The 21,442-nt window shown below is 67.2% G+C and carries 20 protein-coding genes; 11 read left to right on the top strand and 9 right to left on the bottom strand.

Going from position 1 to position 21,442, the window contains the following annotated elements; genetic code table 11:
- Window positions 1-68 precede the first annotated feature (68 nt).
- A complete protein-coding gene (locus ACZ6SF_RS10425; protein ID WP_466061762.1) occupies window positions 69-1,160 on the top strand; it encodes a DUF4185 domain-containing protein in 1,092 nt (363 codons plus the stop codon).
- Window positions 1,161-1,394: 234 nt separating this feature from the next.
- Here ACZ6SF_RS10425 and ACZ6SF_RS10420 read toward each other — a convergent pair whose 3' ends face one another.
- The gene (locus ACZ6SF_RS10420; RefSeq protein ID WP_466061761.1) at window positions 1,395-3,425 is read right to left on the bottom strand and encodes a VanW family protein; all 2,031 of its coding nucleotides are present in this window, start codon (window positions 3,423-3,425) and stop codon (window positions 1,395-1,397) included.
- Window positions 3,426-4,509: 1,084 nt separating this feature from the next.
- Between ACZ6SF_RS10420 and gnd the strand changes: the two genes are divergently transcribed.
- Complete coding sequence (gene gnd / locus ACZ6SF_RS10415) at window positions 4,510-5,541, top strand: phosphogluconate dehydrogenase (NAD(+)-dependent, decarboxylating) (protein WP_466061760.1); 1,032 nt, start codon at window positions 4,510-4,512, stop codon at window positions 5,539-5,541.
- Window positions 5,542-5,591: 50 nt separating this feature from the next.
- Here the strand turns inward: gnd and ACZ6SF_RS10410 are convergent, their stop codons facing one another.
- Entirely contained in the window at window positions 5,592-6,884 is a 1,293-nt protein-coding gene (locus tag ACZ6SF_RS10410; protein WP_466061759.1) for an acetyl-CoA C-acetyltransferase, read from the bottom strand.
- A 241-nt stretch (window positions 6,885-7,125) separates the two neighbouring features.
- Between ACZ6SF_RS10410 and ACZ6SF_RS10405 the strand changes: the two genes are divergently transcribed.
- The 5 genes from ACZ6SF_RS10405 to ACZ6SF_RS10385 all read left to right on the top strand — a co-directional run bounded on the left by ACZ6SF_RS10405 (window position 7,126) and on the right by ACZ6SF_RS10385 (window position 10,951).
- Window positions 7,126-8,484, top strand: coding sequence for a 3-oxoacyl-ACP reductase (locus tag ACZ6SF_RS10405; protein WP_466061758.1), 1,359 nt, complete (start codon window positions 7,126-7,128; stop codon window positions 8,482-8,484).
- Entirely contained in the window at window positions 8,484-9,344 is an 861-nt protein-coding gene (locus ACZ6SF_RS10400) for a MaoC family dehydratase (RefSeq protein WP_466062250.1), read from the top strand. The genes ACZ6SF_RS10405 and ACZ6SF_RS10400 overlap by 1 nt, the downstream gene beginning before the upstream one ends.
- Window positions 9,345-9,718: 374 nt before the next feature.
- Window positions 9,719-10,057, top strand: coding sequence for a hypothetical protein (locus ACZ6SF_RS10395; RefSeq protein WP_466061757.1), 339 nt, complete (start codon window positions 9,719-9,721; stop codon window positions 10,055-10,057).
- A gap of 21 nt (window positions 10,058-10,078) precedes the next feature.
- Window positions 10,079-10,558, top strand: a complete 480-nt coding sequence (locus ACZ6SF_RS10390; protein WP_466061756.1) for a hypothetical protein — start codon at window positions 10,079-10,081, stop codon at window positions 10,556-10,558.
- A 168-nt stretch (window positions 10,559-10,726) separates the two neighbouring features.
- Complete coding sequence (locus ACZ6SF_RS10385) at window positions 10,727-10,951, top strand: hypothetical protein (protein ID WP_466061755.1); 225 nt, start codon at window positions 10,727-10,729, stop codon at window positions 10,949-10,951.
- A 221-nt stretch (window positions 10,952-11,172) separates the two neighbouring features.
- Here the strand turns inward: ACZ6SF_RS10385 and ACZ6SF_RS10380 are convergent, their stop codons facing one another.
- From ACZ6SF_RS10380 to ACZ6SF_RS10365, 4 genes are all read right to left on the bottom strand, one after another.
- Window positions 11,173-11,760 (bottom strand): hypothetical protein, encoded by a 588-nt coding sequence (locus ACZ6SF_RS10380; protein ID WP_466061754.1) that lies wholly within the window; start codon window positions 11,758-11,760, stop codon window positions 11,173-11,175.
- 4 nt (window positions 11,761-11,764) lie between these two features.
- Window positions 11,765-12,262, bottom strand: coding sequence for a hypothetical protein (locus tag ACZ6SF_RS10375; protein ID WP_466061753.1), 498 nt, complete (start codon window positions 12,260-12,262; stop codon window positions 11,765-11,767).
- Window positions 12,263-12,419: 157 nt separating this feature from the next.
- A complete protein-coding gene (locus ACZ6SF_RS10370; protein WP_466061752.1) occupies window positions 12,420-14,168 on the bottom strand; it encodes a hypothetical protein in 1,749 nt (582 codons plus the stop codon).
- A complete protein-coding gene (locus ACZ6SF_RS10365; protein ID WP_466061751.1) occupies window positions 14,165-14,476 on the bottom strand; it encodes a hypothetical protein in 312 nt (103 codons plus the stop codon). Before ACZ6SF_RS10365 ends, ACZ6SF_RS10370 begins: the two co-directional genes overlap by 4 nt.
- A gap of 573 nt (window positions 14,477-15,049) precedes the next feature.
- Between ACZ6SF_RS10365 and ACZ6SF_RS10360 the strand changes: the two genes are divergently transcribed.
- The gene (locus ACZ6SF_RS10360; protein WP_466061750.1) at window positions 15,050-15,538 is read left to right on the top strand and encodes a hypothetical protein; all 489 of its coding nucleotides are present in this window, start codon (window positions 15,050-15,052) and stop codon (window positions 15,536-15,538) included.
- Window positions 15,539-15,749: 211 nt separating this feature from the next.
- Window positions 15,750-15,983, top strand: a complete 234-nt coding sequence (locus ACZ6SF_RS10355; RefSeq protein ID WP_466061749.1) for a hypothetical protein — start codon at window positions 15,750-15,752, stop codon at window positions 15,981-15,983.
- A gap of 1,234 nt (window positions 15,984-17,217) precedes the next feature.
- On the opposite strand, the gene ACZ6SF_RS10350 is transcribed toward ACZ6SF_RS10355, so the two are convergent.
- Window positions 17,218-17,595 carry a hypothetical protein gene (locus ACZ6SF_RS10350; protein WP_466061748.1) on the bottom strand — a complete coding sequence of 126 codons (378 nt, stop codon included), beginning with the start codon at window positions 17,593-17,595 and terminating at the stop codon, window positions 17,218-17,220.
- Between the two features lie 201 nt (window positions 17,596-17,796).
- On the opposite strand from ACZ6SF_RS10350, the gene ACZ6SF_RS10345 reads away from it, so the two are divergent.
- Entirely contained in the window at window positions 17,797-19,032 is a 1,236-nt protein-coding gene (locus ACZ6SF_RS10345) for an MFS transporter (protein ID WP_466061747.1), read from the top strand.
- A 239-nt stretch (window positions 19,033-19,271) separates the two neighbouring features.
- On the opposite strand, the gene ACZ6SF_RS10340 is transcribed toward ACZ6SF_RS10345, so the two are convergent.
- Window positions 19,272-19,571: a hypothetical protein gene (locus tag ACZ6SF_RS10340; RefSeq protein WP_466061746.1), complete on the bottom strand. Its 300-nt coding sequence runs from the start codon at window positions 19,569-19,571 to the stop codon at window positions 19,272-19,274.
- 283 nt (window positions 19,572-19,854) lie between these two features.
- On the opposite strand from ACZ6SF_RS10340, the gene ACZ6SF_RS10335 reads away from it, so the two are divergent.
- Entirely contained in the window at window positions 19,855-20,286 is a 432-nt protein-coding gene (locus ACZ6SF_RS10335; protein WP_466062248.1) for a MarR family winged helix-turn-helix transcriptional regulator, read from the top strand.
- 138 nt (window positions 20,287-20,424) lie between these two features.
- Here ACZ6SF_RS10335 and ACZ6SF_RS10330 read toward each other — a convergent pair whose 3' ends face one another.
- A complete protein-coding gene (locus ACZ6SF_RS10330) occupies window positions 20,425-21,345 on the bottom strand; it encodes an alpha/beta hydrolase family protein (protein ID WP_466061745.1) in 921 nt (306 codons plus the stop codon).
- Window positions 21,346-21,442: the final 97 nt, after the last annotated feature.

Genomic DNA, 21,442 nt, shown 5'->3' with positions numbered 1-21,442 from the left:
TCGGACCCCCGCTCCTGTGGCAAGATGACCCCCGAACCTCGCCCAGTTCCGCAGGAGGACATCGAGAAATGACTCGCCGCCCGCTGTCCGTACTGGTGCGCGCCGGAGTCGTCGGTGCCGCCGCGGCCCTCGTCCTGGCCGGTCCGGCCGTGGCCGACCCGAACAATGTGAACCCGATCCCGGGGATCAACGGCCAGCCCCGGGGCCTGCCGCCGCTGCCGGGCGACACCCAGGCAGTGTTCCAGGTGACCGGTATGGACAGCCCCAACAAGACCCAGCAGGTCAATGTGCTCGGCACCGATCTGGGCGTCATGTGGGACGACGGGGCCGGAACGATGATCACCGCGTTCGGCGATTCGGCGGGCTTCGGGTTCCCGAACCTGCTCGCGGGCAGTATGTGGGCGTGGACCAGCAATGTGGTCTTCCACAGCCGGACCAAGGATCCGTCCCAGGGCATCATCTTCGACGGCGCGGTGCCCAACCCGCTACCCAGCCCGAAGATTCCCGGCATCGAGATCAGCCTGATCCCGACCGCCGGTATCGCGGTGGGCGGGGTGCAGTACATGAGCCTGATGTCGGTGAAGGAATGGGGCGATCACGGTCGCTGGACCACGAACTTCTCCACCCTGGCCTCCTCCGGTGACGGCGGCCGGACCTGGGCGCAGCTGCCGACCACCCGGCGTGGGAACGTCGACGGTCACGAACGGTTCCAGCAGAACGCGTTCGTGAAGGAAGACGGGTTCGTCTACCGCTACGGCACGCCGGGCGGGCGGAACCACCCCGGTTTCATCTCCCGGGTGCGCGAGGCCGAGATCGCGAATATCGACGCCTACGAGTACTGGGACGGCAAGGAGTGGAAGCTCAACGACGCGAAGGCCGCCGCGCCGATCGTGGACGGGGTGGCCGAGCTGTCGGTGCAGTGGAACGAGCATCTGCGCAAGTACGTGATGACGACGACGGATCCGTTCAACTCGGTCGTGCTGCGCACCGCCGACTCGCCGGAAGGCCCGTGGAGCCCGCCGCGAGTGCTGGTCGAGGCGGCGGCACTGCCCACCGCGTACGCCCCGATGATCTTCCCCTACCAGACCGGCAGTGACCTGTACTTCCTGCTCACTGTCCACAACCAGTACAACGTCCTGCTGATGCGCACCCCGTTGTAATCAGGCAACCACTCCACCAACCGGACCACCCGAACAGTTCGTTCCGAACCGACCAGAGCCCTCCGCCCCGCGAGTCGAGCGAGGCCCACCAAGGGTTCGCCCCGCGTCGGTTCGGCCCGCGTCTGCTGTCGGCCCTCGAAGCGCATGTGGCGCAGCCACGAGTCTCGAGGGCCGACAGCAGACGCTCAGGAGGGCCGAACCTCGAGCGGCGGAGCCGCTCCAACGACAACAGCCTCAGCGGTTGCTGGGGCGACGGCCTTCGGTATCGCTGCTGGGGGTGCTGGGGCGAGTGGTTGTGGTGGGGGTCGAACCGCCCTCCTCCGGCTTGTCCTCGTCCTTCTTCTCTCCCGGGGTCTCGCATTTCACCTCGGGCACCGGATCGTATTTGACGGTGCGGGTGTGGCGGGAGATCTCCTGGCCGGTATTGATATCGCTGATCACCCGGGTGTCGGAGATGGTGAAACCGGGGGCGCCGTGGGAGGCGATGCAGTCGTCGCCCTCGGGGAGGGTGATGGTCTCCGGATCGGTCGGCTTGCTCTTCTCGCCGGTGATGGATTCCACGTTCACCGTCTTGGTGCCCCAGATCCGCACCGTCACCTCGGAGCTGTCGGCGAAGGCCTGGATATACAGCCCGTGCGGGGTGTTGTTGCGGAACTGCAGGTCGATTGCGCCGTCGAAGACCGTCGCCTCGCGGGCCGCCGGGTAGCGCGAGATGTAGTAGCTGTGCTCGGTATGGCCCATATCCTCGAGGCCGGCGAAATACGAGGCGTTGTAGAGGGTGGTCGCGAACTGGCTGATCCCGCCGCCGACCGCCTTACTGGGCCGGCCGTGGTCGATGATGCCGGATTCGACATAGCCCTCCGCGGCGGTACGCGGACCGGTGTGGCCGTTGAGGGAGAACGTGTCGCCGGGTTTCACCACGGCGCCGTTGACCTCCTGGGCGACGGTGCGGATGTTCACGCCGGAGGGTCCGGTGAATCCGCCGGTGGTGAACTCGCCCATCACATCGGTGATACCGAGCTCTTCCGCTGCCTTGGTGGTGAGTTTGGGTTCGATGCGTTCGTAGATCGCGGCGGTGGTGCGCTGGGGTCCGTTCGCGGCCAGCATGACCGGCAGCTGGTCCAGCGTTTTCGCCCAGTTGACCTTGTCACCGACGACGGCCGGCACCACCGTGGGGGCGCCGGAGAAGGTGAACGTCGCGTCCTTCGGCTCGACCTCGGTGGAGGCCAGCTGCGGGGCCAGCAGATCGGTGGCGACCTTGTGATCGAATTCGACCCGCAGCCCCCCGTGACCGTCCGGCACGAAATCGACGATCTCGGCGATCTGCTCCGGGTTGAGGGTCGCCGTGGCCGAACCCTTGCCCGTGTAGACCACCGGGGCGCTCACCGCCGGTTCGGCGATCTGGTGCAGCGCCTGTTCGATGGCGTCGCGGCGCACCGCGGGCGGTGCGTCGGCGACCGGCAGATCCAGGGTGCTCGCGGTGGGCCACTGATCGGTGATCACGGTGCGTGCGGCCGCCACATCCAGCACCCGGCCGGGTGTCGGATCCACGGCGACGGGGCGGGTGCCCTCGAATTCGATACCGCCCTCTACCGGCGGATGGTCGTGCACCTTCAGCTCGTCGATCGTGCGGCCGAAGGCGGCTTCGTCCACCGAACTCGCGACGGTCACCTTGCGGGTCGCGACGAAGGACAGCAGCCGGGAGGCCGGGTTGAGGGGTTGCCCGCCGATCCGCTCCCAGGTGGCGTCCCAGTCGACGCCGAGTCCGGCGGCGGCGGGAACGAGCTGGGTCTGCACATCGGCGATCTTCACCGGGATCGTCTCGCCGGAGCGGGCGTCGAGCACGCCCTGCAATTGCCCGCGTGCTTCTTCCTTGTCCATACCGCCGATCGCGACCCCGGCGACCTCGACGCCGCGCGGCACCTTGCCGGAGGTCATGACCAGATCGGCGATATAGCCGACGAGCGCCAGCCCGAAGACCACGGCCGCGACCAGCAGCACGCGCCGCGCGCCGGGTGAACGCAACCAGGTCCGCGCACCGGACAGCGGACCGCCACCGGAACCACCGGAGCCGCCCGAACCACCGGGACGCGGTGAGCGGTTACGCGGCGGGGGCGTATCGGAACCACTGGCCGCAGCGATATCGGCGGTCGTGGGGTTGTCGGGGTGCCCGGGCCACGAGGACGGCCCCGCGGACAGCCGCTGGGTGATCGCCTCGGAGTCGAACACCTCGGTCGGGGCGTCGTCGCGCCGGGGATTCGGCACATCGCGCGGGCCCGCGGCGGGGGAAACCTGCGGCGGGCGCGGGAACTGCCGGGTCGCGTACTCGGAATCGCCGAGGTCGGGGCCGCGATCGGGCCCGGGGGCGGGGTACGAAGCCGTTCCGGGACCCGATTTGGGATCCGGACCCTGGAACGGAGCAGGTCCGCGGCCCTGGTACGGGGCGGGACCGGGTTCCGGGTGGGGAGCGTGACCGGGGCCCGCGTGCGGATCGGATCCCGGATACGGAGCAGAGCTCCCGTACGGCGCGAATTCGGGACCCCGATGAGGTTCCGGACCGGGCTGCTGAACAGGACCGGGGCCGAGGTGCTGAGTAGGACCGGGGTGCGGGGCGGGGCCCGGCTGCTGAGCGGATCCCGAACCCGGGTGCGGTGCCGGACCCGGCTGGGGAGCCGGTCCGGGCCCTTGGGGCCGGGCGGATCCGGTGCCCGGCTGCGAGATGGGACCGGGAGGCGGGGGTTGCGACGGCGCTTCTCCGGACACAGCACCCCGGGAGGGGGCCGGCCGGGCGGTCTGCGGACCCGCGGGATTCGGAGCGCCGGAGCCGGAGTTCGCGGCCGGGTTCAGCCAGGAGCTGCCGCCGCGCCAGCCGGGCGCGACGTTTTCGGCGGTGTCCGGTTGCCCGGGCGAGCGGCCGGAATCGGGTAGCCGGCGATCGTCACCGTCGGCCGCCTGCGGGTGACCGGGATGGCGTCTGTCGCCGCGGTCGGTGTTCGATTCGCCGCTCACGAACCGTCCTCCCCAATTGCTCTCTCCGGGGACTCGCCGGGTGCGAGCCTTCGCCAACGATAGTTGTCCGAACTGTAATCTTCAGTGCCTGATCGATCACAGCTGCGCCAACCGGCCACTGCCACGGCGTCTCATTGAGGACACCGCGCCGGATCCGGCTCCGGACAGCAAAGTGGCCCCGTGTAGTCGCCGGGTCGGGGGTCAGGCGAATACACGGAGCCGACCGGTATATCGCCGCCGCGCACGGGTCGTTACACCCGAATCCCGCGGACCTTCTCCCACGGCGGGCACAATCGATACGACGCGCGATCCACCGACCCTGTCACGAAGGGACGCGAAGATGCAGTTGGGCATGATCGGCCTCGGCAGGATGGGCGCCAATATCGTCCGGCGGATCGTCGCCGCGGGTCACAGCGCGGTGGGCTGTGAACGGCATGACGAGGTCCTCGACGGCCTCGCCGCCGAGCTCGGCGCCGGCTTCCGCGGGTTCGCCGATCTGAAGGATTTCGTCGCCGCGCTCGACACCCCGCGGGTGGTGTGGGTGATGATCCCGGCCGGCGCGACCGGCGCCGTGATCGATAATCTCTCCGGCCTGCTCGAACCCGGCGATATCGTGATCGACGGCGGCAACAGCCGTTACCACGACGATATCGCCCGGGCCGCGAAACTGGGCCCTCTCGGGATCCACTACGTGGATATCGGCACCTCGGGCGGGGTCTTCGGCCGCGAACGCGGTTTCTGCCTGATGGTCGGCGGCGAGGCCGAACCGGTCCGCCGGATCGACCCCCTACTGCGCGCGATCGCCCCGGGAGTGGACGCCGCCCCGCGCACCCCCGGCCGGACCGGCGAACCGACCGCCGCCGAACACGGGTACCTGCACTGCGGTCCGGCCGGCGCCGGGCATTTCGTGAAGATGGTGCACAACGGGATCGAGTACGGCGCCATGGCCGCCTACGCGGAGGGCTTCAACATCTTGCACAAGGCCGATTACGGTAACCGGGCCGCCGGTGAGTACTCCGCCGAGGAGACCCCGCTCGAGCACCCCGAGTACTACCGATACTCCCTCGATATCGGCGAGATCGCCGAAGTATGGCGGCGCGGCTCGGTGGTCGCGTCGTGGCTGCTGGACCTCACCGCCGCCCAGCTCTACGCCGATCCGAACCTGGACGCGTTCGGCGGCCGGGTCTCCGATTCCGGTGAGGGCCGCTGGACCGTGGACGCCGCCGTCGATATCGGGGTTCCCGCCCCGGTGCTCTCGGCCGCACTGTTCCAGCGCTTCGCCTCCCGCGGTGAGGCGGAGTACGCGGACAAAACCCTCTCGGCCATGCGCGAAGCGTTCGGCGGCCACCACGAGCTGCCCCATACCGACTGAGAAGGCAGCATGGTGCCCCGCCCCCTCGAGCGGGGCACCACGTCGGGATGTCAGCGCTCGATGATGGCGACGACGCCCTGCCCGCCGGCGGCGCAGATGGAGACGAGCGCGCGGCCCGACCCCTTCTCCGCCAGCATCTTGGCGGTCTGGGCCACGATCCGGCCGCCGGTGGCGGCGAACGGATGACCGGCGGCCAGCGAGGAACCGTTGACGTTCAACTTGCCGCGATCGATCGAGCCGAGCGCGCCGTCCAGGCCCAGCCGCTCCTTGCAGTACCGGTCGGACTCCCAGGCCTGCAGCGTGGCCAGCACCACCGAGGCGAACGCCTCGTGGATCTCGTAGTAGTCGAAATCCTGCAGGGTCAGGCCGTTACGGGCGAGCAGGCGGGGCACAGCGTAGGTGGGCGCCATCAGCAGGCCGTCGGGCCCGTGGATGTAATCGACCGCCGCGACCTCGCTGTCCACCAGATGCGCCAGCACCGGCAGGCTGCGTTCGGCGGCCCATTCGTCGCTGGACAGCAGCACGGCCGAGGCGCCGTCGGTGAGCGGAGTCGAGTTACCCGCCGTCATCGTGGCGTCGCCGAGTTTCACCCCGAACACCGGCTTCAGCGTGGCCAGCTTCTCCACCGAGGAGTTCGGGCGCAGATTGTCGTCGCGGGTCAGGCCCAGGAACGGGGTGACCAGATCGTCGAAGAACCCGCGCTCGTAGGCGGCGGCCATATTCTTGTGCGACAGGTAGGCCAGTTCGTCCTGCGCCTCCCGGGCCACGCCGAACTCCTTGGCGGTGATCGCCGCGTGCTCACCCATGGACAGCCCGGTCCGCGGTTCGGCGTTGCGCGGGATCTCGATTCCGAGCATGCCCGGCCGCAGCTGCCCGACGAGCTTCAGGCGCTGGGCGTTGGTCCGCGCGCGGTTCGCGTTGAGCATCCACTCACGCATCCGCTCGCTCACCCCGATCGGCGCGTCGGAGGTGGTGTCGGTGCCGCCGCCGATCCCGGCCTCGATCCGGCCGGCCGCGATGGCGTCGCCGACGGTGACCACGGCCTGCAGGCCGGTCCCGCAGGCCAGCTGCAGGTCGTGGGCGGGGGTGTAGGGGCTGAGACGGCTTCCGAGCACGCTCTCCCGGATCATGCCGTGCTCGCCGACCCGTTTGAGCACCGCGCCGCCGGCGACCATGCCGAGCCGTTCGCCCTGCAGGCCGAAACGGCTCACCAGCCCGTCCAGGGTCGCGGTGAACATGTCCTGGTTGGAGGCGTGGGCGTAGGCCTTGTCGGAGCGGGCGAACGGGATGCGGTTTCCGCCGAGGATGGCTACCGGACGAGTCGAACGGGATGTGGTGGTCACTCGGGTCTCCCAGGTTGTCGAGGTGGCGAGATGGTCGGGTGTTCCGGCCCCGGGCCGCGGTACCCGGCCGCGGCGACCGACGCCCGCCCGCGATCGGTTTACGATAAACTTACTCCGGAGTAAGTTCAATGTCGACACCACCTCCGGTGACCGCCGACACCGCCGGCGCGGGCATCGGAGCAGCGGTACCGGGTACTGCGCGGTACCGACACCCAATCGAGCAACAGAAAAGGTGGGAACAGTGGCAGCCAAGAGCAAGGGCGCACCCAACCTCTACGGATCGTTCGTCAATTCCGCGCCGGGCGGGTTCCTCGCGAACAAGCTCGGCCTGCCCAAACCGGAGAAGCTGCGCCGCTACGCCGCCGGCGAACCGGCCCTGCCGGGCCCCGTACTACTCGGCGGCAAGGGTCGCGCGGCCGAAGCGGTGCGCACACTGCTGGCCGGGGACTACACCTTCGCCGACTCCCTGGCGCCCGGCACCAAATACGGCGCACTCGTCTTCGACGCCACCGGTATCGGCAGCATCGACGAACTCTCACAGCTGTTCGAGTTCTTCCAGCCGGCCATGCGCAGTATCGCCCCGTCCGGCCGCGTCCTGGTCATCGGCACCACCCCCGAACTGACCGGCAGCGTCGAGGAACAGATCGCCCAGCGCGCCCTCGAAGGCTTCACCCGCTCGGTCGGCAAGGAACTGCTGCGCGGCGCCACCGCACAGCTGGTGTACCTGCACCCGGAAGCCGCCTCCGCCGCCACCGGCCTGGCCTCGACCCTGCGGTTCGTCCTGTCCGCGAAATCCGCGTTCGTAGACGCCCAGGTGATCCGGGTCGGCAAGGAAGACGCCACCGCGCCCGCCGACTGGGACCGCCCGCTCGACGGGAAGGTCGCGGTGGTCACCGGCGCCGCCCGCGGTATCGGCGCCACCATCGCCGAGGTGTTCGCCCGCGACGGCGCCACCGTGATCGTCGCCGATATCCCCGCCGCCGGTGAGGCGCTGGCCGAAACGGCCAACAAGGTGGGTGGCACCGCGCTCGCGCTCGACGTCACCGCCCCCGACGCCGCCGACCGGCTGGCCGAATTCGCCACCGAACGTTTCGGCGGAATCGACATCATCGTGCACAACGCCGGTATCACCCGCGACAAATTGCTGGCCAATATGGACGAGGGCCGCTGGAACGCGGTGCTCGGTGTGAACCTGGCCGCCCCGCACCGGATCACCCAGGGCCTGGTGGGCTCGGGTGCACTCAAGCCCGGCGGCCGCGTCATCGACGTGTCCTCCATCGCCGGTATCGCCGGCAACCGCGGCCAGACCAACTACGGCGCCTCCAAGGCCGGTGTGATCGGCATGGTGAACGCCGAGGCACCCGCACTGGCCGAGAAGGACATCACCATCAACGCCGTCGCGCCCGGTTTCATCGAAACCGCCATGACCGCCGCGATCCCGCTGGCCACCCGCGAAGGCGGCCGTCTGATGGCGTCGCTGAACCAGGGCGGGCAGACCGTCGACGTCGCCGAAACCGTCGCCTTCTTCGCGAGCCCCGCCTCGAACGCGGTGAACGGCAATATCGTCCGCGTCTGCGGCCAGAGCATGATCGGCGCGTGATGACCGAAACCATCACCCTCGACGCCCCGCCGAAGAACGGCGGGCTGTATGTGAAAGCGGCCCTCGGCGCCGTACCGCTGCTGTCCTCCCGCAAACCGGCCATCCCCGACCGGGAGGTCCGACTCGACGGCCTGCGCATCGATCCGGAGCATCTCGCCGCGTACTGCCGGGCCACCGGCCTGCGCTACAGCGACACCCTCCCGCTGACCTATCCGTTCATCATCACCTTCCCGCTGGTGATGAAACTGGTTGTACAGCGCGACTTCCCGTTCGTCGCGGTCGGCGCGGTCCACGCGGAGAACCTGATCGAACGCACCCGCGAGATCTCGGTCAGCGAACCCCTCGACATCACCGCCCATATCGAGAACCTCCGCGAGCACCCCAAAGGTCTGCTGGTGGACGCGATCAGCGAGATCCGGGTGGGCCGGGAACTGGTGTGGCGGCAGGTCACCACCTTCCTGCACCAGCAGAAGACCTCCCTCTCCGGCGGCCCCAAACCCGAGCCGAAACCGGACGAGGTCCCCCCGCCCCCGCTGCGGACCATCCGGGTGGACCAGAAGACCATCACCCGCTACGCCGCCGCCTCCGGCGACCAGAACCCGATCCACACCTCGGCGCTGGGCGCCAAGGCCTTCGGATTCCCCAAGGCGATCGCGCACGGAATGTGGTCGGCGGCCACGATCCTGGGCACACTCGAAGGCCGTATTCCCGAACACGTCGACTACGCGGTGAAATTCGGCAAGCCGATCCTGCTCCCGTCGACGGTGAACGTGTACGCGGATCAGGCCGGCGAGGGTTGGGATCTGGCGCTTCGGCACCCCAAGAAGGGCTACCCCCACCTCACCGCCACCCTCCGCTGAACCCGGACACCGGCGATTGGACCCCTCTCCGGACTTTCGGAGAGGGGTCCCCTTCGTTCCGAGCCCAACCGACCCGGGCTTCACATCGCCGGCCCGCACGTCACCGCTCACAGCGATCTCGCGACTGTCCCCTGGCCGCCGGTAAGTGGGGCAAACCGGCGGTTGGCGGGTTTGACAGGCGCGGTTCGTCGGTCCGGGTGGTCGAGCCGGGCCAATTACGCATCGTGGCGCGCTTGTTTTGATTGATTTCGGTTCTGGCGGAACCAGATCGGGTTACCGCGCATCCAAGTTGATGTGTGTGCGCGGTGATTCTGCTCGTACACCCTGGTGATGCTGCTGCGCAGAGCAGCGGCGATGCTTATCGGGAGGGAAGTATGAACAGCACGAGCAGGGTTGTGACGGGTGTGCTGTCGGTAGCGGTAGCGACGACACTGGTCGGCGCCGGCGCGGCATCGGCAGACAGTGGGCTGGCCACGCCCTCGCATCCGGCGGCGGTCTCGTCGATCTCCTGGCCGATAGAGGTTGTGCCGGTCCGTTCGTACACGGCCAGGGTCAAATGCGCCAAGATCAGGCTCAGTGACAACAACGCGGTCGGATACGTCGAGGGAAGCGGGAGCGGCAAGACCCAGCCCGCTGCGGTCGCGGCGGCGAAAAAGGACGCGAATTCCAAGGTGGGCGACGGTTACCGTGCCAAGCACTGCCGGACCCTGTAAACAACGTTGAAGGAGTGCACGATGCCCTCGGGCCTGGACTTGTGGGAACTGCGGGTAGGCGTTTACGCCACCGATGAGGAGATCGGTCGCCTGCTGGAAAAGGCCCGGGACCGGCTGCAGAACACTGCTCCCGCTTCACTGGCCGACAGGTTCGGCGCCGCCGAGCCCGCCGAACCCGGTATCGAGCATGAGGACGCCGAACCGATGTCGATCGGCGAGCTCTACAGCGAGCTACCCACGCAGTGGGAACTGGAGCATCCCGGCCTCGAACCCGGTGGACGGGCGGTGTTCGAACTGCGGGCCGCAGTACTCGCCGACGAGGGCCACGCCGAGCAGCTCCTCGACGACCTCACCCACTTGATGTGCCCCGATCCCCAGCATGCGGGACCTTGCCCGATCCCGTGGTCGGCTTCCAAGACAGGGGCTATCGATGACACCTACCGGGGCTATCTCGAACGCAGCTACGGGCGACTACGGCGGGAACACACGACCCAGTCATAGTCTCGTCGCTGCCGACGTGCGCCGGCCACGAGGTAAGGACCTGGACCAGTAGCCCCGCAGCCAGGCCTGCCGATTTCGATAATGTCCGAGTCGGCGAGTGGGAGTTCTCGCCGACACGAGGAGGGGGCACGTGTGATGCCTTCTGCAACCGAGAAAAGGATTCACGTGATGAAACGCACCACTTATGGGTTCGCGATCAGTGTCCTGGTCACCGGCGCGATGGCCGGTGCTGTCTGGACCGCCGGTACCGCTGCCGCCCAGGGTGGCGGCATGTCGTACCAGGAGTGCATGACCACGGGCAAGGACAGCTATCGGCAGCTGTACGGCAAGGAGGCTGTCTGCGTCGAAGACGGTTACGGCACCTACAAACTGGAGCCCGACACAGGGCAGTAGCAACCGAGGCGCCGATCGCTCGGTGACCGCAGCCGGCGCCGTCTGTCCACCTGGGCAGGCGACGTCGGCCGGACCATGGGCCGCGGCGCTACGCGATCTCGACCCGGCCTATTCCCTCGGATTCCGGACTCTGGGTCCGGATCTTGTTCGTCCACGCTGTTGAGGCGCAGACCAGCCCCCTGGGTCGCGGGGATCCCCCCGACCCAGGGGGCTGGTTTCGGCTATTTCTGGGCTGGTCGAGCTTCGCTTGCCTTGCGGTATTTTCCGTGTTGCCCTTCTCCGATTTCCCAGGTCACCGGCATGCCCGCGGTAATGGCTTGTTCGTCGCCTTTGTATTGCCAGAGGGAGAACCAGACGTCGCCGGAGCGGCTGGCGATGAGGCCGTCGTAGCTGTGTGGGAGCCACCACCGGACCACACCGTCGAGAGCCGGGTCCGGATCCTTCGCGGTCTCGACCTGCCCGAAGGGTATCGAGCTGCCCGATCCCTGCCATCCGGTAGTGGTGGGCAGCAGGGGCTGGTCTCCCCCGTCGGGGTCGGCGGGCCAGATCTTTCCGGAGCGGGTGAGGATGTCGTCGTGGATGCGACGGGCGATTTCGTAGGCCATGCCGCTGGGGGTGCTCTCGTCAGGCGTACAGCCGACCAGGACCTCCAGGGCCGGGATGGTGAATTCGATCCACCATCCCGGCGGGGAGGGCTGCCTCAGGAGACGCTCGGGGATCGTTTCATCGATGTGGACTTCGAAGCCGAGAGCCGACTCGATGTCGGCCGCCAGCAGGTCGGCGCCTTGCCGGGCTGTCTCCTGGTTCATGTAGCTATCCTGCCGAATAGGGGACGGTGCAACGGTTGAGAGGGGTCACGTACAGCTTTCCGCCGGCGGCATGAGAGGCGGTGACGTGGATCTCGTCGCCGGACTCGTACACGTTACGGCCCTTCTGGTTCCGGGGGATGGTCATGTGCAAGTTGTCGTCCTTGTGGATCGTGTCGGTCAGCAGAACCTCGCCGTTGATCCGGATCTCGTAGTCGTATCGGCCGGGGACGTGGGAGATGTCGTTGATGAACATGGCCCAGGCGATATTGCCGATGGAGTCCGCTCCCGAAGGCCGGGTGTCGACCTCGACTCGGCCCCAGTTGGTCGTGACCCGGTAGTTGGTGCACGGCTGATATGCGTGGGCGGGACCGGAGGCCTGCACGCCGGTGATCATGAGGATCGCCAACGCCAGGGCGAAAAGCAGTGCCCGACCGAGCCGGCTCGCCTGTCTCGGCGCGGAAGCGAGGGGTCTGTCGGCCAAGGGTGCTTGAAAGAGGTTCATGATGTGGTTCCCTGTCGGTGTGTGAACGGCTGCAGCGCAGCGCGAATTCGGGTGTTGGGGAGTGGCAGCTCCTCCAACACCCGCTCTGGTGGCCCGGATGGTTCTTGCCGGGTGGTGGGGTGATGGTTCAGGGCGCTTCGCCCTGTTGTCGGGTCCCTTAGAGGGACAGCGTGCTTTCCGGCGCTGGCGGGCTCGCGGCGGCGACCACGGGGGCCGGCCCGGTGGTGGCGCCGGTCGGGGTCAGGCCGCGCAGGCTGGAGGCGGCCATGGCCAGGGCATGGTCGGTGCCGGCGACCGGTTCGAGTGGGGGCGTGGGCGCGGGCAACTGTGGTTCGAGCCCTTCGCCGGCGGTGTCTCCGGAGTTCTGCCGTGTTTGGGCCGGTCCCGGCTCCTCCACCACCGGTTCCCCCAGCGGGGCCTGCTCCCCGGTCGACTCGACCTCCAAGGGCACCTCAGCGGTCTCCTCGCTGGCACCGCCTTCGCCCATATCTTCGGGCGCGGGCTCCTCGCCCTCGCGGTCGTCACGGGCGGCCGCACTGTCCTCGGGGACCTGCGCCGGGGGCTCGCCATCGACGGGGATCTCGGCGTCGACCGGAAGCTCGGCCGCGGCGGGCTGGTTGTCGACGGCGTCGATGATGGTCGCGGCGGCATCGCCGGTGGCCTTGATGATCTCGTCGAGGTTGCCGGCCAGGCCACTGACCGCGGTGATCAAGTCGGGGACCGAGCCGGTGATAGTGCCGACCGCGGTCACCATGGCGGTGATATCGGCAGGCGTCCACTCCCCCGTGGTCCCGGTATCGCCCGGCGGCGTGGCCGCCGAATCATCGAGACCCAGCCCGGAGTCCGACGAATCGTCGGCAGCCGAATCGTCGGCCCCGGCCGGGATGCCGGTCGTGGGATCGGTGCCCAACCCGGCGGTGTCGCTGATCGGGGCCGCGGCCGGTGTGGTGGTCAGCGCCAAACTCGATGGGGTGTCCTGGCCTGCCGGATTCTGCGGGGCACCCGCGGTGGTCACGGGGTTCTGTCCTGCCGGAGGGGTGTCGCTGTCGGGCTCGGTGACTGCCAGAGGAGCGCCGACCGCGGCGAGATAGCTCGGCTGCCCTGCGGTGGTGGTGAGTTCGGTGTCGGCCGCCGGCGTGCCACCGGGTGAGAGAAACACTGCGGGTTCGACGGCCTCGACCACGGTGATCAGCTGATCGTAGGCGCAGGTCACTGTGGTGTGAGCGTCGGCGCACAGGGTCGTGAAGCGGGCGACCTTGGCGTCGACCTCGGGAACGAAGACCTGATCGAGCCAGGTGCGGCACATCGCGGCGGGATCGCCACCCTCGACGTAATGGTCTCCCAGTTCGGTGCGCAGCCGGTCCTGCACCGTTTGGCTGGTATCGCCACGTCCTGCGGCGAGGTCGATCAGCCAGTCGATCTGCTGCGGGGTTTTGCCCGCCGCATTATCCGGGGTGAACTCACCGGCGATCGTGTCGGCCTTGGTCCGCACAGCGGTCTCGATCTGCGTGACCGCGGTGGTGGTGGCGGTGTGGACGGTGCGCAGGGTGTCGAGGTGTGTGGTGACCGTGGTGCCGGTATCGGTGAGGTACTGCCGGGCGTCGTCGGCGGCCGGAGATCCGCTCCAGAAATCGGAGACCGCGGCGAACCTCGTGGTCTGGGTGGCGGCCTGATCGTCGAGGCGCCCGTCGAGTTCCTCGCCCAGGGTGGTCGCCAGGGCCTGCAGGGACGCCAGGTCCGTGCCGCGCTGCTGGTCGTAGCGGGCGGCCAGAGCGAAGTAGTCCCCTCCGGCGGGATCGTGGCCGGTCCATTCCCGGTACCGCGGCCCGAAGACCTCGAAATAGCGCAGTCCCGTGGCGCCATCATCCAGGATCGCGTCGATGCTGTCGGTGTCGGTGGGTCTCATTCGAACGCTCCCGCCACCGCGCCGAGGTTGACCGCGGTCGACTGATCGACACCGGTGCAGCTGCTCGCACTGGCCTGCAGTGCCGACCCGCTGTCGTGCACGCAATGCGCCCAGGCGAACAGCGACCGCCGCACATCGTCGAGGCCTCGGCCGATGCGTTCACCAGCCGCCTGATAGTCACGGCCCGCCCCGGCCGCCTCGAACCCGCGCAACACATCCGCGACGCGCAGCGCGGCGTCGTTGACCGTGCCCGCCGTCGTCTGCAGATCACCGGCAATGCCCTGCACCGCCGCCACATCCATCAACATTTCGGTTCCTCCCTGCATGGCAGCAACCTGCGATGGTGCCGCTTCGCCCGACCCGGCGATCCCCCGGACTCCGAACCCTTACGGGACCGAATCCTGTTTCGTTACAGGCTTTGACGGCGCCATCCCGCCATCGGTTCCCCCGGTTCCGAAATTCTTTTTCCGGCGCTGGAGAACACCCCGGTTGGGCGCCCATCCCCGGTGCGCCGCAGCGCCTACACCCCCTATGGGCCGTAGAGCCACTATTGATCACACGGCGCTTCGGCAGAGTCGTGAGGCGCGGTCATGGCAGGTCAGGGGTCGGCGGCAGTCCGTCCAGCGGAGCGGACACCTCCAGGTCGGCAGGGCTTCGGCGGAAACTTCTGAAATCAGTTGGAACCGATTGCGGGATGGTGCCGTCCAACCCTGTACGCAACACCTTCGAGCAACGAGCGACTACGGCCGAATAAACCCGTAGGAGCCTGTGCGCATCGAAATTCTCGGCCGGTCAGCATCAGTTGTCAGCGGTCTGATTACTCATGCGTCCGGAAACCCGAAACGAAAGAAAGGACCAGCCTAGAAAAGGAAGAAAAGCGGGTGGAGAGCGCCAACTCCCCACCCGCCGCGAAGCTGTTCCACCAGCTTCTTAATGCAGTTCACAACCAAAGGAAAAAGGACACCATGAAGGCAATCCACAAGCCGATCGCTGCAGTATGCATTGTACTGGCCACAGCCACGGGCGCGGCGGCAAGCACCGGTGTCGCGCTCGCGGCACCGCAGCCCAGTGCCCCTGCTGTCAGCCAGTTCCAGGCAGCGAACCAGCCCCTGCGCACCAACGTGCCGGCCGCTCTGCTCAGCGCGGCCGTCATCTCCTGCGCACAGGGTTCCCTGGCCAGCGTCGGTGTCGACGTCCTGCGCGATATCGCCAACGGCGGCGACCAGCCCGACTACGTCGTCAACGCCGTCGTCGGCTGCTTCGGCGGCGCCGGAGTGGGACTGGTCTGGAAAGCGCTGCCGGGACCGCTGAAGAAGCAGGCAATCGCCATGGTCGTCGCAGCGGTCATCAAGTACACCCCGCTCGAGTGATATAAGGTGAAAATCATTGTGCGGGGAGGTCCTCGGACCTCCCCGCACAACTGTTCAGGAAATTGAGTAGAACGGGGGAAGCGTGCGTCCACTGCTCATGGCGCTCATATTCGTAATGATTTTCCTGGCATGCTGCTACGTGGCGGCGAAAGGCTATCGCGGTCTGGCAACGAGCAGGTCCGAAGGTTACGGAGAAGATCTCCCCGACCACATGCTGACTGACCCGGACCGCCGCAAAAAGGTCAACAGGATGGTCTTCGCCTGGGGGGCGGCCGCCGCTGCGCTGTGCCTACCACCCATCGGCTACCTCGCCTACATCCTCGCTGATCCCGAGCGCCAGCTCACCACACCGGCTCTCATCGGACTGGCGATCTACGGCCTGGCCGTCGCGGTCATGGCCGGATATCCCCTGGAGAAGATCAAAAGCTACGGCGACCCAGCATAGTTCAACGGTTGCCATCCCTGGCAGATCGCCTCGGTCGGTGAACAGAGCACGATGGCCGCAGCGCCGAAGTTCTGCGGCCACGGAAACGCCTGAGCCGATCGAATGCAGGCCCTGAGGCTATCGACCCTTGCCGGACTCGATCCGATACTGCTCCACCACGTGGTCGTATCCCTCCCGACGATCCGCGGCCATTTCGTCCTCGGCGTGGATGCCGAGGCTCCACGGGATCGGGCAGGGAGGAGCGTGGTCGGGGTCAGGGCACAGCAGGCGCGCTCGATCTGTTCGGCGACCGCGCGTGCTTCCGCCTCCGAGGCGATGACGCCCAGACGGATCTCCCACAACCGCTTCTCGTCCGGCATCTGTCAGATCTCCTTGCAGTGGCGCTTGTGGTGACCCCGGCACATTCGTGTCCACAGTCTTCTTCGTATCGGTGACCGAAGCCGCGCTGCAGCCGCCGCGTTGTTCTGGTTCGGCGGATTGGCGTTACGCGCCGCCGTTCCCTATCGACCCTCGTCCCCCTCCTGACGGGCCGATTCCTACCTGAGCAGGCCCTCCGAACCTCGTCGCCTCGAAAGTTCCGGGCGGATATCGAAGGCCGGCCGAGGCGAACCGGCCATGAAGCCTTGGAACCGATCGTCAGCGTGTTGCGTCCAACTGTTGTGAAGGGACAACTCGGCCTGGTGAGGACGCTGTGAGCTGCCAGGGTTTCGAGAGAGGTCGGCGGTGTGGAGATGCGCTGTCGAGGTGTGTAGGAGGGGGCGCGAACCATGGTGCCGGAGCGAGAAAACCTCGATCTGTTCGAGGACGGGGTAGGAACCGAAGGTCTTCGCTACGTCAGGGCGTTTCTGCCAGGCGATGATGCGCAAGTCCCACCAGAGGACCGCTAGCGCGCTGGGTCGGCTCTTCACACGGTCCGGCCACGCCTTGTACAGGCAGCACTGGGTCATGCACCGCGACCCAGTGCTGCGCTAGAAATTTGCTACACAGCAAAAATGCCCGGTTGTTGCCGGGCAATAATAGGTCAGAAAGGCGCTATCTCATTTATTTTTCCAGCCGCCCTTTTTGAAGGCGTATTGCGATTGTATCTGCAATGCCTTGGCGGTGGTTATTTCCAATCCTCGGGAGCTGCTGCTTGCACCGTTCGGACTTATGTCGATGGATCCACCCCCGGCGGCTCCCCTGCGCAAGGGGTGCCGCCGGAGGCCTGCTCAGCGGAGCTGAGACCTCATGAGGATCAGGAGGTCTTGATCCAGTGAGTGACCTTCACGTCGCTCGGCTCGACCCCGAACTTCCCGAACAGGGCGCCGTGGTTGGAGTCGAGATAGACGTCCTTCTTCTCCTGGAAGAAGTTCTCGTTGTACCAGGCGACTCCGAAACGAACAGTCCCCCCACCAGCTTCGTTCGCCTCGAGGGTCACGATCTGCCAGTCGTAGGGGTCCGGGCTCGGCCGCGGTCCCTTCTTGATGCTTTCCGCCAGGCGCCGGTCGGACTCTTCCAGTTCGGCCAGGCACACCGCCACGGCCTCATCGGTCGCGAGTGTCATCTCGATGTGCGACTCGGCGACGGCCACCCGGCCGGCCCGCCGCTCCTCGGTTTCACCGCCGAGAGACACGATCCGTCGGACCGTTTCGACCGAAGGCGTGGCAATGGACTGAGTTTCCATGTGAATCCCTCCCAAATAAATGCAGCTGCGGTATTGGAAGCCGCTGCGCCATCGAACATTACAGGTTTCAGCCGATTGCCGCTAGAGTTTAGCTGCCGCCACCGAGTGGCGGTAACCTATGATTTGCTATCAAGGATTCGGGGGATGTAGGTGCGACTCATCGTTCTGGCCGTAGCGCTCGGGATCGCCTCGGCGGGCGGTTCGGTGGCGCGAATAGCGCTGTTGCTGCTTCTGGAGGACCACTCGGCGCTGTCGGTGTCGGCGTTCCTGTTCGCCAGCCTGGTACCCGGCGTCTTCCTCGCCCCGCTGCTCGCCCCTGCCGTGGACCGTGTCGAATCGCGCAGGCTGCTCACCGTGACACTGCTGGGCCAGGCGGTCATCACCTTGGGCATGGCCGCAGCCGCCGCGCTCCCGATCGGGGTCATCCTGGTACTGGCCTTCACGGCCAGCTGCCTGGCAGCCCTGAACGCCCCGGCGATGATGCTGCTCGCCGAAAAGGCCGACGAGACAGCAGCGGCCAACCCGGCGCGCGCCTACTCGACGCTGGATGGCGCACGCATGACCGGCATGCTGGCCGGTCCGGCCCTCGGCGGCGCCGCGGTCGGACTCCTGGGGTTCTCCTTCACCATGGTGGTCGACGCCGCCGCGACCTGCCTGCTGGTCGCACTCCTGGCGGCACTGCGGTTGCAGCGCACCCCGCCCGAAGGCCGCGGGAAACGGCCCACCTGGTGGAAGCAGGTCGCCGAAGCGCCCGTACTTCTGGCCTCCGACGTGGTGGTCAGAGCCGCGATGGCCTCGCTGGCAGTCGCCATCATCTTCACCGCGATCTTCACTGTGGCCGAAGTCTTCTACGTCCGCGACACCCTCGGCGCGACACCGCTGCTATACGGCCTGGTGACGACCGCCTTCGTCATCGGCAGGCTCATCACTTCCTCCTGGATCGCCGGCCGCATACCACCGGGGCGGCAGTCCGAGACACTGGTATTCGCCGGCCTTCTGATGGGGGTAGGCCTGGCCGGCGCCGGTCTGTCGCACTCGCTGATCGGTGCCATGGTCGGCTTCGCCGCGGCAGGTGTAGCGAACTCACTACAGGTCTCCGCCATCAGCGTCCTCATCAGCACGCACGTCCCAGCCGAGGTCAAGGGCCGCGCGTTCGCGGCGATGGGATCGTTCAACAACGCCGCCACCGTGCTGGGCACTCTCCTCGGCGCGCCGGCCGTTGCCGCAGCAGGACCCGCCGGAGCGCTGATACTCGCGGGCGCAGGCACCTTCGCCGCGACTGCGCTCGCCACGCCCGTATTACTCCGACGCACGCGCGAACCCGCCGACACTCTCCACACCACTGGCGGAGTCGACCTGGAAAAGACAGCTACGCCGAGCACATAACCACTCATGGGCGTACACGGAAGCGGGCCGCGGCGGTCGAACTGTGGCTAGGCGCTCTTCAAGCCCCGATCTCTGCTGTCTGTCTGAGGTAGACCCCAGGTGGTCGACCTCGGCCAGGTACAGCCGCCGCAACTGGCGCACCGTTTCGGCCATATCGTGTTCGCCGAGCGCGGCCGGCCGGGTGGCCACCATGTCGTAGCCGTCGAGCGTGGCCGTGCACTGGGCGGTCGGATCGGCGCTTACTGCTTGTTGCCCAGCAGGTCATAGGCCAGTACGCCATTGGTGTCGTACCAGCCTCCCGGGCCCTGGGTATAGCGGACGTTGCCGTCCGCGTCGCGCCACGTCCCGCTCTCGAGGGTCCATCCCTCCCACGGTGTGCCGGCGTCTATATCGTCGTCGCGGGTCAGGTTCGCCGGGCGCGCGGCGGCCGCGCCGGACTTACGGGCGGCGGCCAGGCGGGCACCGAACTGGTCGAGAATGCTTTTCTTGCGGGTGATGTCGTCCGGGTTCACCGGCCGCGGTGTGGGGTCTTTGTGCACGGGTGGCACCTTTCTAGAGTTTCGGGATCTCGCTCATGGTGATGATGACTTTGCCCGTGGCCGGGTCGATGTACTTGTCGTGCACAAAGAACGTGGAATCGCTGGGGAACAGCACCTCGTCGTCGGTGCCGTAGGCGCCCGCCGAAGCGGTTCCACCCGTCCCACGATTTACGTGGAAACGGCCCGCAACCGAGGGATAGCGGGCCGTCCGGGGTCGGTGGTCCGCCGGATCTGGTGACCGGACTGCTGCACCTGACCCGCAGGATCAACCACTGCAGGCCGTATCTCCCAACGCCACGGCCTGACGGCGATGCAGGCACGTCTGCTCCGGGTCCTTCTGGAGGGACCGCAAGGGATGGCCGCACTGGCGAAGGCATTCGGGGTGGAACGTGCCGCGCTGACCGGGCTGGTCGACCGCGCCGAAAGCCGAAACCTTGTGCAACGTCGACCCGTACCGGCCGACCGCCGCGCGATCCATGTCGCACTCACCGGCCCCGGTCGCCGCATCGCCCACGCATCTCACACCGACTTCACCACCGAAGTCGAAAATCTGCTCACCGATGTGCCTGTCACCGAACGCGACCGTTTCCACCGGACACTGCTCGCGATCCTTGCCGCGGGCGCTACTCGAGGCCGAGTCGACGTTCCGTTTGCTGTCCAGAAAAGGGTATTGCTGGACGTCATGTCGGTAGTAATCATCGCTGAACAGCGATGATCGCTTGTCTTCAGTGTCCAAGAATGTATCGATTCACGACAGCTGCCGCAAGCGGTCATGTTCGCTTGCGGCCCGGTTTGTTCGGGAGCCCCACACGTTCAGGTGAAGGGCTCCCGATCGGATGGGCAGGGTTGTCGGTTACTTCAGGTGTTTGTCGAACCAGTCGATCGGGATCTCGGGATGCAGGCCGAAGAAGTTGTAACCGTCGAACCGGCGGTCCGTGCCCCGGATCCAGTACAGCTCTTTTTCTTGGACCGGTAGCGCGTCGTAGATCGATTGGACGTCTTCGGGCCGGGTCATGGTGTCATCGTGGACCTGGGCGACCAGGGTCGGGACCGTGACCGCGCCGACGTGCTGGAGCGGGGATTGCTCGGCGAGGTGGAAACCGGTGCGTTCGTGGACGGCCTTGTCGAATTCGGCGTAGCCGTCGGCCATGCCGATGGCTTTGACGAATTCCTCGACGATGTAGGGGCCCGAGACCGGCTGCAGCATGACCATGGCCTGGACCTCGGAGAACTCCTCGGGATGTTTCGACCAGGCGACCGCGGTGGAGTCCGCGCCCAGGCACACCGACAGCAGAACTTTCTTCATGGTGCGGGTGTCGGGGCGGGCGGCGGCGTAGCGCAGGGAGCCGATGACGTCGCGGTATTCCAGCAGGCCGATACCGGCGATGCCGCCGTTGCCCTGTCCGCTCAGACCGTGGTTGCGGATGTCGTAGGCCAAAATGTTGTAGCCGGCGTCGTGCAGGGCCTTGTATTCGGGCAGGAAGTTGACCTCGAAACCGCCGAGGCCGCCGAATTCGGGGAGGTGGCCAGGGTAGCCGTAGCGGTTGCCGGGCAGGAAGTGGTTGTGGATGACCAGCCGGTCGGAGTCGGCGGGGATGAACCAGCCCTCCAGCGGTACGCCGTCGGTGGACGGGAAGGTCACGTCCTCGTAGTCGAGTCCGACCTCGTCGGGCCGGCGCAGTACCGGGGCGCGGCGACCGGCGGTGGTGCCGGTGGTCCAGAGTTGAACGAAGTTGTCGAAGGCGGCCTGGGCCTGATCCTCATCGGTTGCCATGGTGATCCTCTCCCTGTGTCGGGCGAGCGTCGCGCCGCTGTTCGAAACCGGAACCCGGTGACGCTCGCGATGGTGATGCGCTGTTCGGCGCGTGGTA

The sequence above is a fragment of the Nocardia sp. NPDC049935 genome, assembly GCF_055586645.1.
Note: the sequence above shows the minus strand (reverse complement) of the source record. Positions and strands in the feature narration are given on the sequence as shown.

Bases quoted from the DNA above. Each gene is read 5' to 3' on its own strand.
- ACZ6SF_RS10425 (WP_466061762.1), top strand. From the start codon at position 69: ATGACTCGCCGCCCGCTGTCCGTACTGGTGCGCGCCGGAGTCGTCGGT.
- gnd (WP_466061760.1), top strand. From the start codon at position 4,510: ATGCAGTTGGGCATGATCGGCCTCGGCAGGATGGGCGCCAATATCGTC.
- ACZ6SF_RS10400 (WP_466062250.1), top strand. From the start codon at position 8,484: ATGACCGAAACCATCACCCTCGACGCCCCGCCGAAGAACGGCGGGCTG.
- ACZ6SF_RS10395 (WP_466061757.1), top strand. From the start codon at position 9,719: ATGAACAGCACGAGCAGGGTTGTGACGGGTGTGCTGTCGGTAGCGGTA.
- ACZ6SF_RS10390 (WP_466061756.1), top strand. From the start codon at position 10,079: ATGCCCTCGGGCCTGGACTTGTGGGAACTGCGGGTAGGCGTTTACGCC.
- ACZ6SF_RS10385 (WP_466061755.1), top strand. From the start codon at position 10,727: ATGAAACGCACCACTTATGGGTTCGCGATCAGTGTCCTGGTCACCGGC.
- ACZ6SF_RS10380 (WP_466061754.1), bottom strand. From the start codon at position 11,760: ATGAACCAGGAGACAGCCCGGCAAGGCGCCGACCTGCTGGCGGCCGAC.
- ACZ6SF_RS10375 (WP_466061753.1), bottom strand. From the start codon at position 12,262: ATGAACCTCTTTCAAGCACCCTTGGCCGACAGACCCCTCGCTTCCGCG.
- ACZ6SF_RS10370 (WP_466061752.1), bottom strand. From the start codon at position 14,168: ATGAGACCCACCGACACCGACAGCATCGACGCGATCCTGGATGATGGC.
- ACZ6SF_RS10365 (WP_466061751.1), bottom strand. From the start codon at position 14,476: ATGTTGATGGATGTGGCGGCGGTGCAGGGCATTGCCGGTGATCTGCAG.
- ACZ6SF_RS10355 (WP_466061749.1), top strand. From the start codon at position 15,750: ATGCTGACTGACCCGGACCGCCGCAAAAAGGTCAACAGGATGGTCTTC.
- ACZ6SF_RS10330 (WP_466061745.1), bottom strand. From the start codon at position 21,345: ATGGCAACCGATGAGGATCAGGCCCAGGCCGCCTTCGACAACTTCGTT.